We start from the raw sequence: 13,961 nt of genomic DNA on the forward strand, positions 1-13,961 counted from the left end.
ATCTCCTCAAGCTCGGTCCGACGGGTTGCCGGGCATCAGATCATAGGGGGGTTTCCAGCCGGGCGTTTCGCTGAGACGGGTCAGCCAGGCGTCGATATGGGGCCATTCGGCGCGGTCAAAGCCGAAGGGTTCGGGATAATAAAGGTAGCCGCAGCAGGAAAGGTCAGCATTGGTGATCCCATCGCCAACGATCCAGTCACGTCCGTCCAGATGGGCGTTCAGCGTCGCATAGGCGGCCTTGAGCCGTCCCTGCATGAAGCCGATCACCTGGTCGGGGCGCTTGTCTTCGGGCAGGAAGTTCATCAGGAACCGGGTCATGCCCGCCTGGCTGGAGAGTTTGTGGTTATCCCACAGAACCCAGCGCAGCACCTCGTATTTGTCCTCCGGCGCGCCGCCGAATTTGCCCGTTTTGTCGGTGATATACTGCTGGATGGCGCCGGACTGTGTCAGGCGCATGTCGCCGTCTTCCAGCACCGGTGCTTCGCCCATCACGTTCATTTCCCGGAATTCCGGCGTGCGGTTCACCCCGGCAAAGAAATCAACAAAGACAGGCTCCCACTCAAGGCCCGACAGCTCAAGCGCCAAGGCGGCCTTATAGGCGTTACCGCTTTCTCCGAAACAGTGCAGTTTGATGGTCATTCTTCAAATCCTCCCACGGAATTCAGCAGATCAAAGGCTGCGCGAAATCAGTTCCTTCATGATTTCATTGGTGCCACCGTAGATGCGCTGCACCCGGGCGTCAGCCCACATTTCCGCGACGGCATATTCCTGCATGAAGCCATAACCGCCATGCATCTGGACGCATTCATCCAGCACTTCGCCTTGGGTGTCGGTGGTCCAGTATTTCGCCATCGCCGCCTTTTCGACGGTCAGCTTGCCTTGCAGATGCTCGGCCATGCATTCATCCAGGAAGGCGCGCGCAACCTTGGTCTTGGTCAGGCATTCCACCAGTTTGAAACGGGTGTTCTGAAACTGGGTCAGCGGGCCGCCAAAGGCTTCGCGTTCCTTGCAATAGGCGATGGTGCGCTCGACCGCGCCTTCCATGGCGCCCACTGCACCACAGGCGATGATCAGACGTTCCTGCGGCAGCTGCTGCATCATCTGATAAAAGCCTTTGCCCTCTTCCTGGCCAAGGATGTTTTCCGGCGGGATTTCGACGTTGTCGAAGAACAGCTCGGAGGTATCGGCAGCATGCAGGCCCACCTTGTCGAGGTTGCGCCCGCGCTGGAAGCCCTCGGCGCCGTCGGTTTCAAGCGCCACCAGCGACACGCCCTTGGAGCCCTGCGAGGGATCCGTCTTGGCTGCAACCAGAATAAGATTGGCGTGTTGGCCATTGGTAATAAAGGTTTTTTGCCCGGACAGACGGTAGGCGTTGCCATCGCGGATCGCCTTGGCCTTGATCCGCTGCACGTCCGAACCGGTGGAGGGTTCGGTCATCGCCAGTGCGCCAACCAGCTCACCCGAAACCATCTTGGGCAGCCAGCGTTTCTTCTGCTCCTCGGTGCCGTACTGAAGAATGTAATGCGCAACGATGCCGGAATGGATGCCATGGCCCCAGCTCGCCAGATTGGCGCGGCTGCCTTCGATCAGGATTGCGGCCTCGTGCCCGAAATCACCGCCCGCGCCGCCGTATTCCTCGGGGATCGAGGGGCAGAGAAGCCCCAATTCACCGGCCTGGTTCCACGTCTCGCGGTCCATCATCCCCTGTTTGCGCCATTTTTCGTATTTTGGCATCCATTCGTTGGTGATGAACTGCGCCGTCATGTCGGCCAGCATCTGATGCTCGTCTGTCATCCAGGCGGAACGGGTCTCGGTGCTCATGTCTCTCCCTTTCAGCACGCGTCGTTGCGGCGTGCCTATCGTTTTCTGTCCTCCAGCGCGCTGTTGAACAGACGCAGCCGGTGGGTCAGGTTTTCGCTGTCGGTGACGCTGTCGAAATTCTCAAAAAGGAATGACAGCGCCTCGCCTTCGTCCAACCCGGCCTCATGGGCAAAACGTTTCAGCCTGCGATAACCATCCTCGGTCATGGCAACCGGAAAGCGGCGGGTCAGGCGGAACCGTTTTGGCATGGTTCGGTGGTCCTTTTGGTCTGGGCACCGGGCCGGAAGGGAAGGCAAAGCAGGGCGTCCCGGTTGGAACGCCCCGGCAAAGGATCAGAAGCTTGCCGCGTCCAGCGCCATCACCGTATCCGCACCGCTCTGGATGCGCACAAGGTGCAGCTGCGTGGCGGGCAGGCGCCGTGCCATGTAGTAACGGCCGGTGGTCAGCTTTGTCTCGTAGAACGCCGCGTCAGAGGTTCCGGCCTCCAGCGCAGCATGCGCGGCCTTTGCCATCTGCGCCCACATCAGGCCAAGGCAGACATGACCGAACATGTGCATGAAGTCATAAGAGCCAGAGAGCGCGTTGTTGGGGTTCTTCATGCCGTTCTGCATGAAATACATGCCCGCGGCCTGAAGATCCTTGGAGGCGGCCTTCAGCGGCTCGATGAAGTCCTTGGCGTAATCCTCGGAGATACCAGCGTTTTCCTTGCAGAAATTTTTCACCAGATCAAAGAAGGCCATGACGTGCTTGCCGCCGTCCTGCGCCAATTTGCGGCCCACGAGGTCGAGCGCCTGAACGCCGTTTGCCCCTTCGTAGATCTGCGCAATGCGGGCATCGCGTGTGTACTGGCTCATCCCGTGTTCTTCGATATAGCCGTGGCCGCCATAGACCTGCTGGGCCTTCACGGTCATGTCGTAGCCTTCGTCGGTCAGGAAGCCCTTGATCACCGGAGTCAGCAGCGAGACCAGACCGTCGGCGTCCTTGTCACCGTCGCGGTGCGCCTTGTCGATCATGGTTGCGCCCCACAGAAGGAAGGCACGGCCCCCTTCGACAAAGCTTTTCTGATCCATCAGGCTGCGGCGGATGTCCGGGTGCACGATCAGCGGATCGGCCGGGCCATCGGGGTTCTTGACGCCGGTCACGTCACGGCCCTGGAGGCGGTCCTTGGCGTATTCAACAGCGTTCTGGTAGGCGGCCTCGGCCTGGGCCACGCCCTGCATGCCGACACCCAGACGGGCTTCGTTCATCATGGTGAACATGGCGCGCATGCCCTTGTGCTCGGTGCCAAGGAGGTAGCCGGTCGCCTCATCATAGTTCATCACACAGGTCGAGTTGCCGTGGATGCCCATCTTCTTTTCGATATTGCCCACCGAGACGCCATTGCGTTCGCCGACCGAGCCGTCTTCGTTGACGATGAATTTCGGGACGATGAACAGGCTGACGCCCTTGATACCCTCGGGGCCGCCGGGGATCTTGGCCAGAACCAGATGGATCACGTTCTCGGACATGTCGTGATCACCGGCCGAGATAAAGATCTTCTGGCCTGACACCTTGTAGGTGCCATCTGCCTGCGGTTCTGCCTTGGTACGCATCAGACCCAGATCGGTGCCGCAATGCGGTTCGGTCAGGTTCATGGTGCCGGTCCATTCGCAAGACACCATCTTGGGCAGGTAGGTGTCTTTCTGCGCGTCGGTGCCATGCGCCAGGATCGCCGAGGCGGCGCCATGGGTGAGGCCCTGATACATCACAAATGCTTGGTTGGCCGAGGAGAACAGCTCACCCACTGCGGTGCCCAGCACATAGGGCATGTTCTGGCCGCCGTATTGTTCCGGCATATCCAGACCGGTCCAGCCGCCTTCCTTGACCTGCTCAAAGGCGTCCTTGAAGCCGGTTGGGGTGTAGACAATCCCGTTTTCCAGGCGGCAGCCTTCGGTATCACCCACCACGTTCAGCGGGTGCAGAACCTCGGAGCTGATCTTACCAGCCTCTTCCAGAATGGCGCCGGTGAAATCGCGTTCCAACTCGCTATATCCCGGCGTGGCGGCCTCGGAGACTTTCAAGACATCGTGCAGGATGAACTGGGTGTCCTTGGTGGGAGCATTGTAAACGGGCATCGCGGTCCTCGTTGAATTTCTTCAGTGTTTGTCTGGCGTGACCTCCCGAAGGGCGGAAGGCCGGGGCGGGGCAACCGGTTATTCGGCAGCCTCCTGTTCGGATTTCATCGAGGCGATGACACTTTCGCCCCATTTCAGCTGCTGTTGCAGATCTTCGATCGCTTCGTTCAGCTCGTCCCGCTGGCGTTCCATATCGGCGAGCCGTTCGCAGGCGACATCATAGGTGCGCGACAGCTGCGTCAGCTGCTGGTCCCCGATGTGATAAAGGTCCAGAAGCTGGCGGATTTCCTCAAGGCTGAAGCCAAACCGTTTTCCGCGCAGGATCAGTTTCAGGCGTGCGCCGTCCCGTTTGGTGAACAGGCGTTTCTGGCCGTCGCGGATCGGGAACAACAGTTCCTTGGCTTCGTAAAACCGCAGGGTGCGCGGAGTCACGTCGAACTCATCGCACATCTGACGGATGGATTTTGTCTCTTCGGTCATCGTCGTCACTCTTGACTGCTGGGTGCAGCCTAAAATTGAACAGCTGAGGCGTGTTTTACAACATCTTCTTGACGTTTACGTAAGCTGTACGCTGCGTCACATGCGTGGGTGACGTGGAGAGAGCTATTTGTGACGCAGCGTCGGACCCCGGAACGCCTGGTAAATCCGGCGAAAGGGGGATCCGGGGCAGGGGTAAAGGCGGAATTCAGGTCGGATCTTTCGGGATTCGATGCGGCGGTGCGGCGAATCCCACCCAGCACGTCAGATATGCCGAGCGGGCGGACCAAGGGCACTTCACAGCACGGCCACGCAGGCATAGCTGCCGCGTGAAATCCGGTATTCCGAGAGCCGCCGAAACGGGAGTATTCGTGTTATTTCGCCAGAGCCAGGGTGGTGACGCGCAGGGCGCTCAGCTCTTCCATGGCCTCATCCAGCTGCTCGCGCTGCTTTTGCAGCTCGATCATTTGCCGGTCCGCCATCTCCACAAAGGCCTGCATTTGTGCCTGATCGCCTTCGTTCTCGCGGATCAGCAGCCATTGCCGGATCTCTTCGAGCTGAAAGCCGAACCGGCGTCCGCGCAGGATCAGCTTCATCCGCGCCTTTTCACGCGGGCCGTAGAACCGCGACCGCCCTTCGCGATCGGGCTGCAGCAGCTCGATGTACTCGTAATAGCGCAATGTACGCGGTGTCACGTCGAACGCAGCGCACATTTCCTTGAATGACAATCTGGCTTCGGTCATCCACTTTCTCCCCTTGGCCGCGAACCTATGCAACTGCGGCAAACAGTGCAAGCACCCGCAGCAGGCAACTTCATCCGACGTCACGGAGCGCTGTGATCACGGGGTTGCGCTTTGGGGCGGGCAGGGCCAAGGTTGCGCATACAAAAACCAAACAGATCAAAGGGAACGCCCCTATGGCGGACAAGACCCAGCTGGCGCGCCAGTTCATCGAAGCCATCCCCCACGCCCGTGAATTGGGCATGGTGCTGACCGAAATCGGCGATGGCATGGCCGAGATCACCATGGCTTATGATGAAAAACTGATCGGCGACCCTGAGACGGGTGTCATTCATGGCGGCGCGGTTTCGGCCGTGATGGACACCTGCTGCGGTGCGGCAGTGATGAGCCATCCCTCGGCGCCCGGCGGCACCGCAACCATTGATCTGCGTATCGATTACATGCGGGCAGCGACCCCGGGGCAGACCATTGTCACTCGGGCCACCTGCCATCACATCACCCGCAACGTTGCCTTTGTCCGCGCGGTTGCGATGGATGACGACAGCGACCGCCCCGTGGCCACGGCTTCGGGTGCCTTCACAGTGGAGAAAGGGTTTTGAACCGTTCCCGTCCCGAACCCGTTCAGGTGGTCAAGCAGCGCCGCGATGCCGCCCTTGCCGCCCTTGTCGAGGCCGTGCCTTATATCCGTTTTCTGGGGATCACCTTTGACCGGCGCGGGGATGAGCTGACGGCGATCCTCAACTTCGATGAGAAGCTGATCGGCAATCCGTTCCTGCCTGCTATCCATGGCGGCGTCACGGCGGCTTTCCTTGAGGTTACATCAGTGGTCACACTGAACTGGGCGCATTTGTGGCCGAAAATCGAATCCGGCGAGCTGGACCCGAATGAGCTGACGGCAGGCAAACTGCCGCGCCAGCCCAAGACGATCGATTTCACCGTTGATTACCTGCGATCTGGCCTGCCGCGCGACGCCTATGCGCGGGCGACGGTGAACCGGGCCGGGCGCCGCTATGCCTCGGTCCATGTCGAGGCCTGGCAGGATCACAAGGACCGGCTGTTCGCGCAGGCCACCGGCCATTTCCTGATCCCGCAGGATCCTGTGAAAAAGGATTGAACCGGGTGTCGCGATGACTGCCGCGTCCGAGGCGCCAATCACCCACGGCCGGGTTCTGAAGATCGCGGTGCCGATCGTGCTGTCCAACGTGACGGTGCCGATCCTTGGCGCGGTCGACACCGGCGTGGTGGGGCAGATGGGGCAGGCGGCTCCGATTGGCGCCGTGGGAATTGGCGCCGTTATCCTGGCCACCGTCTACTGGATCTTCGGGTTCCTGCGCATGGGCACCACCGGGCTTGCGGCGCAGGCGCGTGGCGCCGGGGATATGGCTGAAACCGGCGCTCTTTTGATGCGGGGACTGATCCTGGCCGCACTGGCCGGTGGTGTCTTTATCGTGTTTCAGACGCTTCTGTTCTGGGGTGCCTTTGCGCTGGCCCCGGCCAGCGCCGAGGTGGAGACGCTGGCGCGCGAGTATCTGACCATTCGGATCTGGGGGGCACCTGCCACAATTGCGCTCTATGCCGTGACGGGCTGGCTGATCGCGATGGAGCGGACGCGCGGCGTCTTCATCCTGCAGATCTGGATGAACGGGCTCAATATCCTGCTGGATCTGTGGTTCGTTCTGGGGCTTGACTGGGGCGTCGAGGGCGTCGCGGCGGCGACCCTGATCGCCGAATGGAGCGGCCTGGCGCTGGGGCTGTGGCTGTGCCGGGACGCCTTTGGCGGCAATCAGTGGCGCGACTGGGGGCGGGTATTCGACCCCGCAAGGCTGCGCCGCATGCTGCAGGTCAATGGCGACATCATGGTGCGCTCGGTTCTGCTGACCGGCTCCTTCACCACTTTCCTGTTCATTGGCGCGGATCTTGGCGATGTGCAACTGGCGGCCAATCAGGTGCTGTTGCAGTTTCTGGAGATCACCGCCTTTGCGCTTGATGGCTTTGCCTTCTCTGCCGAGGCCCTGGTGGGCGGCGCCGTGGGCGCAAATAGCCGCGACCGGATGCGCCGGGCGGCCTTGCTGGCGTCTTTCTGGGCGCTTGGCGGGGCGGTGGTCCTGTCGCTCGCCTTTGCGCTTGGCGGCGGTACGATCATCGATGTGATGACAACCTCGCCCGAGGTGCGCAGCACGGCGCGGCTGTTCCTCTTCTGGGCAGCGCTGGCGCCGGTGCTGAGCGTGGCCAGTTACATGCTCGATGGTGTCTTTATCGGCGCCACATGGACGCGGGATATGCGCGTTGCGATGATCCAGTCGGTGACGCTTTATGTGGTGTCGCTGCTGGTTCTGGTGCCGCTGTTTGGCAATCATGGCCTCTGGGGCGCACTGATGGTGCTGAACGTGGCGCGGGCCGCCACGCTTGCCCTTCGATATCCACGGTTGGAGGCCAGCGTCGCCGCCTAAAGCAGCGCCTCGATAGCCTCGGTCGGGCGGCCAATGACGGCCCGGTCACCCTTGATGGCGATCGGGCGTTCGATCAGGATCGGATGTTCCGCCATTGCGGCGAGCAGATCCGCCTCGGCGCTGTCCTTGCTGAGGCCCAGCTCCTTGAAAGTTTTCTCGCCCGTGCGCATCATGCCGATTGCAGGCAGGTCCAGCGCGGCTTGCACCGTCTTGATTTCCTCCAGGCTGGGCGCGTCTTTCAGATATTGCCGCACTTCGGCCTCTGCGCCGCGCTCCTCCAAGAGGGCGAGACCGGCGCGGGATTTTGAGCAGCGAGGATTGTGCCAATAGGTGATCACAGCCAGTCCTTTCTTGTGGTTCCAACAGCTTGCGCGACGTTGTCAAAGCCGTCGCGTGCCAAAAGGGCATCCAGCCCGCGTGCGATATCGCCCGCCAGCGACAGACCGCCAAAGACCATCGCCGTGTAGAACTGCACCGCCGTGGCGCCTGCGCAGATCTTTGCATAGGCTTGTTCTGCGTTGCTGATCCCGCCAACCCCGATCAGCGGCACCCGGTCTTGCAACAGCTCTGAAAGCTGCGCCAGAACCCGGGTAGAGCGATCAAACAGCGGCGCCCCGGATAGCCCGCCTGCCTCGTCCCGATGCGCGCTTTTGAGGCCCTCGCGCGACAGGGTGGTGTTGGTGGCGATCACCGCATCGATGCCGCTTTCCAGCGCCACGGCGGCGATATCCTCGATCCCGGCGCGGTCCAGATCGGGGGCGATTTTCAGGAACACGGGAACCCGGCGCAGCAGACCATCACGGGTTTCGATCACCCCGGCCAGCAGCGCCGACAGCGCTGCCTTGCCCTGCAGGTCGCGCAGTTTTTCGGTGTTGGGGGAGGACACGTTGACGGTGGCAAAATCCAGATGCGCGCCGCAATGGGCCAGGACCCGTGCGAAATCGGCAGCGCGGTCCTCGCTGTCCTTGTTGGCGCCAAGGTTCAGACCAATGACGGCATCGCGGGGACGCTGCGAAAGGCGCTTGCCGATCACCTCCATGCCTTCGTTGTTGAAGCCAAAGCGGTTGATGGCAGCGCCATCCTCGGTCAGGCGGAACAGGCGCGGTTTGGGGTTGCCGGGCTGCGGGCGGGGCGTTGCGGCGCCCACCTCGATGAACCCGAAACCGGCGCGCGACAGCGGCAACAACGCCTCGGCGTTCTTGTCAAACCCTGCCGCCAGACCCACCGGGTTCGGTAGTTCGATCCCGGCAAGCGTTGTCTTCAGACGCGGCGAAGTCACCGGGCCGGGCGTCGGTGTGAACCCCGATGTCAGTGCCTTGATCGACAGCCCGTGTGCGGTTTCGGGATCGACGCGGTGCAGGGCGGCAAGGGCCAGCTTCTCTGTCAGCTTCATCCGAAACTCGCTCCGCCTTTCGCAGGGTTGGTGCGGATCAAGCGCGAGGTCTCAACCGCGGCCTGACGGTGCACCACCGCCTTGCGGTAATCGGGGTCGGTCACCATCTCCAGAAACGCATGGGCAGTGGGGTAGCGGGCGATGAACATCTCGTCCCAGACCTCATCCCCCGGGCCGATCAGGGTCGCCTGCCAATTGCCGCGCCAGACGATACCGGCGCCGAGGCGGGCGATGATCGGCGCGGTTTCGCGGCCGTAATTTTTGTAAGCCTCGGCCCCCGTCAGCCCGGTGCCAGCCAGCGCGTGATCCTCGGGGTAGGCGGCGGTGTCGCGGAACTTCACAAGGTTCAGCATCTCGATGGGCTGGTCGCGGTCGAGCCCCTTGAAGGCTTCGAACTGGGCGCGGTCCGGGTCGATATAATGGCTCATGTCATCTCCTGCGGGAATTGGTGCCGGCCATCCTTCAGCGGCAGCGGTTTGGCCCAAAGCACCTCGTCCAGCTTCATTTCGCGATAAAGATGGGGGAACTCCGCGCCGCCGCGAGAGACTTCCCATTTCAGCGCATCGCCCAGAGCGTCAGCCTCCAGCGCGAGGAGAAACAGCCCCTCCGCGCCCGCGAAATGCTTGGCCGCGGTTTCGGCGGCCTGGTCGGCGGTGGAAAAGTGGATGTAGCCATCGGAAAGGTCGATCGGCGCGCCGCGGGTGGTGCCCGCAGCCTCAAATGCGGCCCATTCGTCCGCCCGGAAAATTTTGTAGATCAGCATGAAATCGTGATGCCCCGCGCCGCGTACGGAATCAAGCCTGTAATCCGGCGGTGCTGATGCCCACTGCCTGCGCAGGCTGACCCTAGGAAACCCGGTCTGGTTGTTTTTCCCCTTTGACTGGCGCGTTGTTTGGTCGCACCATTCCTCCAATCATAAAACAAGGGAGTCCTGATGATGATGACACGTTTCCTTATGTCGGTTGCGGCACTGGGGCTGACGGCGGGGGTTGCGGCCGCCGATTACAAGCTGACCATTCTGCACACCAATGATTTCCACTCCCGGTTTGAACCGATCAGCAAATACGACAGCGGCTGCCGCGAGGGTGACAACGCCGAGGGCAAATGCTTTGGTGGCTCCGCCCGTCTGGTGAGCGCGATTGCCGATGCCCGAACTCGCAGCAACAATTCGATCCTGGTGGATGGTGGTGACCAATTCCAGGGCTCGCTGTTCTATACCTATTACAAGGGTAAAGCCGCGGCCGAGATGATGAACAAGATGGGCTATGACGGGATGACCGTCGGCAACCACGAGTTCGACGACGGCCCCGAGGTGCTGCGCGGCTTCATGGATGCGGTGGGCTTTCCGGTGCTGATGTCCAATGCCGATGTCAGCGCGGAACCGGCGCTGGCGGATGTGCTGAAGAAATCCACCGTGATCGAGCGCGGAGGCGAAAAGATCGGCCTGATTGGTCTTACGCCCGAAGACACCCATGAGCTGGCCAGCCCCGGCAAGAATATCACCTTCTCCGATCCGGTGGCCGCCGTGCAGGCCGAAGTCGACCGTCTGACAGCGGAAGGCATCAACAAGATCATCGTGCTGAGCCATTCCGGCTATGGCGTCGATCAGCGCGTCGCGGCCGAAACCAAGGGCGTCGATGTGATCGTAGGAGGGCACAGTAACACTTATCTCTCCAATGTATCGGACCGGGCGGTTGGGCCTTATCCGACGATGGTGAACGGTGTGGCCATCGTGCAAGCCTATGCCTATGGCAAGTTTCTGGGCGAGCTGAACGTGACCTTTGATGAGACTGGGAACCTGGTCGAGGCGGTAGGTGAGCCGCTGATCATGGATGGCACCGTGGCTGAGGATGAAGCCACCGTCGCCCGTATCGCCGAGCTGGCGCAGCCGCTTGATGAGATCCGAAACAAGGTGGTGGCCGAGGCTGCGGCTGCGGTGGACGGAGACCGCCAGACCTGCCGCATTCAGGAATGCCAGATGGGTAATCTTGTTGCGGATGCGATGCTGGACCGGGTCAAGGATCAGGGCGTGCAGATCGCCATTGCCAACTCGGGCGGCATCCGCGCCAGCTTGGAGCCGGGCGAGGTGACGATGGGCGAGGTTCTGACCATCCTGCCGTTCCAGAATACGCTTTCGACCTTTGAAATCTCAGGTCAGGAACTGGTTGCTGCGCTTGAAAACGGTGTCAGCCAGGTGGAAGAGGTCAAAGGCCGCTTTCCGCAGGTAGCCGGGCTGACCTTCACCTGGGATCCTACGGTTGCCCCGAACGAAGGGCGCGTGCAGGAGGTGATGGTCGATATGGGCGACGGATTTACCCCGCTGGATCCGGCCAAGACCTATCTGGTTGTAACCAACAACTACGTGCGCAATGGCGGCGATGGCTACAAGGTCTTCTCAGGCGATGACAAGAACGCCTATGACTTTGGTCCCGATCTTGCGGATGTGCTGGCGGAATATTTGGCAGAGCAAGGGGCATATTCGCCCTATACCGATGGGCGCATCGCGCAGAAGTAATCGGGCTTGCGGGTAGTGGATTTGCGCGCGGTCTAAGGCTGCGCGCAAATCATACATTTGACGTGCCCCGCCTCTATGGGGGCGGTTCTGGAACGTTGAACTGCCCCTATGCGGCCTTCCGGGGGACCTGTTGCAAGAGCGACAGCAACTGAGGCTTTGACACCGGCTTCGCCAGAACCTCGTCCATGCCTGCCGCCAAATATTGTTCCAGTTGCTCAGGCATGGCGTTGGCGGTGACGGCGACGATAAAGCAGGGCGGCCGACGGGTGGCCTGTTCCATGGCGCGGATCTTCTGCGTCGCCTCTACGCCGTCCATACCGGGCATCTGAATATCCATCAGAACCACATCAAAGGCAGAAGCGCGCACCATGTCGAGCGCTTCGGCGCCGCTGCAGGCACTGTGAACCTCGCAGGAGGTATGGCAGAGGAACTTTTCGAGGATCAGCCGGTTGGTCTTGTTGTCATCGACTACCAGAACCTCCATCGCCGGAGCGTCTGACACTGTGGCGACATCCGTGGTGGACTGAAGCGGTCCCGTGTCTACGTCAGGGCCTGGGACCAGCGGTAGTCTGATTTCAAAGGTTTCGCCTTTCCCGGCTTTATCGGCCAGTTCCAGGCTGCCGCCCATCAGGTGGCACAATTGACGGGAAATCGACAGCCCCAGACCGGTTCCACCGAACTTGCGTGTGTCGCCCGCATCCGCCTGCTGAAAAGGAAGAAAGATCGCCTGCCGGGCCCCGATGGGAACGCCGGCACCGGTATCACTGACCCGGACCAACAGCTCGCTGCCCTCAGCCGTGGGTTCCGCTGTGATGGTGACGCTGCCTGACTGGGTGAACTTGATGGCATTGGAGACCAGATTGTGGAGGACCTGGCGGAACCGGTGTCCGTCGCCGACTATCATCTGAGGCAGATCCTCGTGAATGCTGGCGCTGAGCTGCAGGTGTTTTTCTTCGGCTCTAGCTGAAAACAGTGATCGCGCACCTTCGATTGCATCGCGGAGTGCGAAAGGCCGGGTTTCCAGAGCCATCCGTCCCGCTTCGATCTTTGACAGATCGAGAACATCGCCGATCGTCGTGAGCAGCACCTGACCGGAATCCTCGATAATGCGAAGATAGTCATGCTGTTCCCTGTCCAGCGCGGTTTCGCTCAGCACCGAGGCCATCCCCAGAATGCCATTCAACGGCGTACGGATTTCGTGGCTGACATTCGCCAGAAAATGCGATTTCGCGCGGTTGGCGGCTTCTGCTGTCGCCAGCGCCTCGCGCAGGGCCTCGGCAGACCGTTCTCTTTCGGTGATGTCGACAAGGGAAACGGACCAACCCAGGAGCGGGCTCTTGCTTTGCATAGGGCTTTCGATCGGCAGCGCGCGCATATCAAAGATACGCCCGTTGAGCCGGATCGGTTCCGCGTTGGCCAGAACGCCACTGTTCAGGAAGGACTGCAGTGTCGTACCGATCTTGTCCAGATGATCCAGCGTGTCGCCATGGCGTGGAAGGGTTTCACCAAACAGCATTTTGGCGGCGGGATTGGCCCCTGCAAAGCGACCGTCTGCGTCCAGAATGATCACCGGATCATGGGTGGCATAGAACAACAGGCTCCGGCCCTGTGCGACGGTATCCATCATCGTATTGTTCAGCAGCAGCCAGCTCAGCGCGATAAGGGTCACGGCAAACATGAAGGGGGTGGGATCATATCCGAAAACAGTGAAGCCATTGAAAATATAGGCCAGATTGGCCGTGAGCGGCGCTGCGGTGATGAAAATCAGCACCGCGAGGAATGGCCGAATGATTTTCCTGGCCCGGATCAGCGCATAGGTCAGCAGCCCAAGGGCGGTGCTCACAAAAATATAAAGCCCAGCCGCAACCGCATAAAACAGGGGGCCATGGTCAAAAATGACGAATGTATTTTTGCCCTCGGTCACAAGCCGGGTGTCAGGACCATACAACAGCTGCGTCTGACTGTTGGTGGCAGCGATGAGGGCGACAAGGATTGGCAGAGCGACATAGAGCAACAACCGGATCGGTTGCCGCTTGCGGCTGGAATTCATCGTGTAGTCGAAGACAAAGAAGGACCAGGCAATCGGCAGCAAGGTGATGCCGGGCCAGGCAGCAAGGGACCAGGCAACCTTGCAGGCTTCTCCGGGCGAAGCGAGATCGGCGGCAACGGTAAACAGCCACCACAGCATCGCACTCAATGTCAGCAGAAAGGCGGGCTTACCCGCAAAGCGGGTGTTGCGTGCGACCCAGAACAAGATCATGGCGCAGATCGCCCAGAGCATGGCAGCGGTCGCAGCGGCCAGCGTAACATGCAGGTGTGTCAGGCAGGTCATGGCCTAACCGGAACACCCTGGGGGCAAGTTGTGCAGCGTAGAGGCGAGAGCATGAAAAGATATCTTCGATATTGATACGTATGGCGTCCGGTTTCGCACAAAGGGTGTCGATCATTGTT

Annotated in this window: 15 protein-coding genes; 4 read left to right on the plus strand and 11 right to left on the minus strand. The window is 60.9% G+C overall.

Annotated elements, in window-relative coordinates:
• Positions 1 to 6: 6 nt before the first annotated feature.
• The 6 genes from SM765_RS01795 to SM765_RS01820 all read right to left on the minus strand — a co-directional run bounded on the left by SM765_RS01795 (position 7) and on the right by SM765_RS01820 (position 5,155).
• Complete coding sequence (locus SM765_RS01795) at positions 7 to 639, minus strand: glutathione S-transferase family protein (protein WP_274836872.1); 633 nt, start codon at positions 637 to 639, stop codon at positions 7 to 9.
• 30 nt (positions 640 to 669) lie between these two features.
• Entirely contained in the window at positions 670 to 1,821 is a 1,152-nt protein-coding gene (locus SM765_RS01800) for an acyl-CoA dehydrogenase family protein (protein ID WP_368981400.1), read from the minus strand.
• 35 nt (positions 1,822 to 1,856) lie between these two features.
• Positions 1,857 to 2,069, minus strand: a complete 213-nt coding sequence (locus SM765_RS01805) for a hypothetical protein (protein ID WP_274827894.1) — start codon at positions 2,067 to 2,069, stop codon at positions 1,857 to 1,859.
• Between the two features lie 84 nt (positions 2,070 to 2,153).
• Complete coding sequence (locus SM765_RS01810; protein ID WP_274836873.1) at positions 2,154 to 3,935, minus strand: acyl-CoA dehydrogenase C-terminal domain-containing protein; 1,782 nt, start codon at positions 3,933 to 3,935, stop codon at positions 2,154 to 2,156.
• A gap of 78 nt (positions 3,936 to 4,013) precedes the next feature.
• Positions 4,014 to 4,415, minus strand: a complete 402-nt coding sequence (locus SM765_RS01815) for a MerR family transcriptional regulator (protein ID WP_065273348.1) — start codon at positions 4,413 to 4,415, stop codon at positions 4,014 to 4,016.
• 371 nt (positions 4,416 to 4,786) lie between these two features.
• A complete protein-coding gene (locus SM765_RS01820) occupies positions 4,787 to 5,155 on the minus strand; it encodes a MerR family transcriptional regulator (RefSeq protein WP_065273349.1) in 369 nt (122 codons plus the stop codon).
• A gap of 173 nt (positions 5,156 to 5,328) precedes the next feature.
• Here SM765_RS01820 and SM765_RS01825 point away from each other — a divergent pair, with 173 nt between their 5' ends.
• Genes SM765_RS01825 through SM765_RS01835 form a run of 3 tightly spaced genes read left to right on the plus strand, consistent with a single transcriptional unit; the run spans position 5,329 to position 7,602 of the window.
• Complete coding sequence (locus SM765_RS01825; RefSeq protein WP_065273823.1) at positions 5,329 to 5,751, plus strand: PaaI family thioesterase; 423 nt, start codon at positions 5,329 to 5,331, stop codon at positions 5,749 to 5,751.
• The gene (locus tag SM765_RS01830) at positions 5,748 to 6,266 is read left to right on the plus strand and encodes a PaaI family thioesterase (RefSeq protein WP_065273350.1); all 519 of its coding nucleotides are present in this window, start codon (positions 5,748 to 5,750) and stop codon (positions 6,264 to 6,266) included. The genes SM765_RS01825 and SM765_RS01830 overlap by 4 nt, the downstream gene beginning before the upstream one ends.
• A gap of 13 nt (positions 6,267 to 6,279) precedes the next feature.
• Positions 6,280 to 7,602 carry an MATE family efflux transporter gene (locus SM765_RS01835; RefSeq protein WP_274836874.1) on the plus strand — a complete coding sequence of 441 codons (1,323 nt, stop codon included), beginning with the start codon at positions 6,280 to 6,282 and terminating at the stop codon, positions 7,600 to 7,602.
• Here SM765_RS01835 and arsC read toward each other — a convergent pair.
• The 4 genes from arsC to SM765_RS01855 are packed head-to-tail and all read right to left on the minus strand — an operon-like array spanning position 7,599 to position 9,758.
• Positions 7,599 to 7,940 carry an arsenate reductase (glutaredoxin) gene (arsC, locus tag SM765_RS01840; RefSeq protein WP_274836875.1) on the minus strand — a complete coding sequence of 114 codons (342 nt, stop codon included), beginning with the start codon at positions 7,938 to 7,940 and terminating at the stop codon, positions 7,599 to 7,601. The genes SM765_RS01835 and arsC overlap by 4 nt on opposite strands.
• Positions 7,937 to 8,995: a quinone-dependent dihydroorotate dehydrogenase gene (locus SM765_RS01845; RefSeq protein WP_274836876.1), complete on the minus strand. Its 1,059-nt coding sequence runs from the start codon at positions 8,993 to 8,995 to the stop codon at positions 7,937 to 7,939. The genes arsC and SM765_RS01845 overlap by 4 nt, the downstream gene beginning before the upstream one ends.
• The gene (locus SM765_RS01850; RefSeq protein ID WP_274833844.1) at positions 8,992 to 9,423 is read right to left on the minus strand and encodes a DUF1330 domain-containing protein; all 432 of its coding nucleotides are present in this window, start codon (positions 9,421 to 9,423) and stop codon (positions 8,992 to 8,994) included. Before SM765_RS01850 ends, SM765_RS01845 begins: the two co-directional genes overlap by 4 nt.
• Positions 9,420 to 9,758 carry a DUF952 domain-containing protein gene (locus tag SM765_RS01855; protein WP_274833845.1) on the minus strand — a complete coding sequence of 113 codons (339 nt, stop codon included), beginning with the start codon at positions 9,756 to 9,758 and terminating at the stop codon, positions 9,420 to 9,422. Before SM765_RS01855 ends, SM765_RS01850 begins: the two co-directional genes overlap by 4 nt.
• A gap of 174 nt (positions 9,759 to 9,932) precedes the next feature.
• Between SM765_RS01855 and SM765_RS01860 the strand changes: the two genes are divergently transcribed.
• Positions 9,933 to 11,510 carry a bifunctional metallophosphatase/5'-nucleotidase gene (locus SM765_RS01860; protein ID WP_274837241.1) on the plus strand — a complete coding sequence of 526 codons (1,578 nt, stop codon included), beginning with the start codon at positions 9,933 to 9,935 and terminating at the stop codon, positions 11,508 to 11,510.
• Between the two features lie 106 nt (positions 11,511 to 11,616).
• On the opposite strand, the gene SM765_RS01865 is transcribed toward SM765_RS01860, so the two are convergent.
• The gene (locus tag SM765_RS01865; protein WP_274836879.1) at positions 11,617 to 13,842 is read right to left on the minus strand and encodes a hybrid sensor histidine kinase/response regulator; all 2,226 of its coding nucleotides are present in this window, start codon (positions 13,840 to 13,842) and stop codon (positions 11,617 to 11,619) included.
• Between the last annotated feature and the right edge of the window lie 119 nt (positions 13,843 to 13,961).

The sequence above is a fragment of the Pseudophaeobacter sp. 1A09344 genome, from assembly GCF_041008745.1.
GTDB lineage: Bacteria > Pseudomonadota > Alphaproteobacteria > Rhodobacterales > Rhodobacteraceae > Phycobacter > Phycobacter gallaeciensis_A.

Bases quoted from the DNA above. Each gene is read 5' to 3' on its own strand.
- SM765_RS01800 (WP_368981400.1), bottom strand. From the start codon at position 1,821: ATGAGCACCGAGACCCGTTCCGCCTGGATGACAGACGAGCATCAGATG.
- SM765_RS01860 (WP_274837241.1), top strand. From the start codon at position 9,933: ATGATGACACGTTTCCTTATGTCGGTTGCGGCACTGGGGCTGACGGCG.
- SM765_RS01865 (WP_274836879.1), bottom strand. From the start codon at position 13,842: ATGACCTGCCTGACACACCTGCATGTTACGCTGGCCGCTGCGACCGCT.
- SM765_RS01835 (WP_274836874.1), top strand. From the start codon at position 6,280: ATGACTGCCGCGTCCGAGGCGCCAATCACCCACGGCCGGGTTCTGAAG.
- SM765_RS01820 (WP_065273349.1), bottom strand. From the start codon at position 5,155: ATGACCGAAGCCAGATTGTCATTCAAGGAAATGTGCGCTGCGTTCGAC.
- SM765_RS01825 (WP_065273823.1), top strand. From the start codon at position 5,329: ATGGCGGACAAGACCCAGCTGGCGCGCCAGTTCATCGAAGCCATCCCC.
- SM765_RS01810 (WP_274836873.1), bottom strand. From the start codon at position 3,935: ATGCCCGTTTACAATGCTCCCACCAAGGACACCCAGTTCATCCTGCAC.
- SM765_RS01815 (WP_065273348.1), bottom strand. From the start codon at position 4,415: ATGACCGAAGAGACAAAATCCATCCGTCAGATGTGCGATGAGTTCGAC.
- SM765_RS01795 (WP_274836872.1), bottom strand. From the start codon at position 639: ATGACCATCAAACTGCACTGTTTCGGAGAAAGCGGTAACGCCTATAAG.
- SM765_RS01850 (WP_274833844.1), bottom strand. From the start codon at position 9,423: ATGAGCCATTATATCGACCCGGACCGCGCCCAGTTCGAAGCCTTCAAG.
- SM765_RS01805 (WP_274827894.1), bottom strand. From the start codon at position 2,069: ATGCCAAAACGGTTCCGCCTGACCCGCCGCTTTCCGGTTGCCATGACC.
- SM765_RS01855 (WP_274833845.1), bottom strand. From the start codon at position 9,758: ATGCTGATCTACAAAATTTTCCGGGCGGACGAATGGGCCGCATTTGAG.
- SM765_RS01845 (WP_274836876.1), bottom strand. From the start codon at position 8,995: ATGAAGCTGACAGAGAAGCTGGCCCTTGCCGCCCTGCACCGCGTCGAT.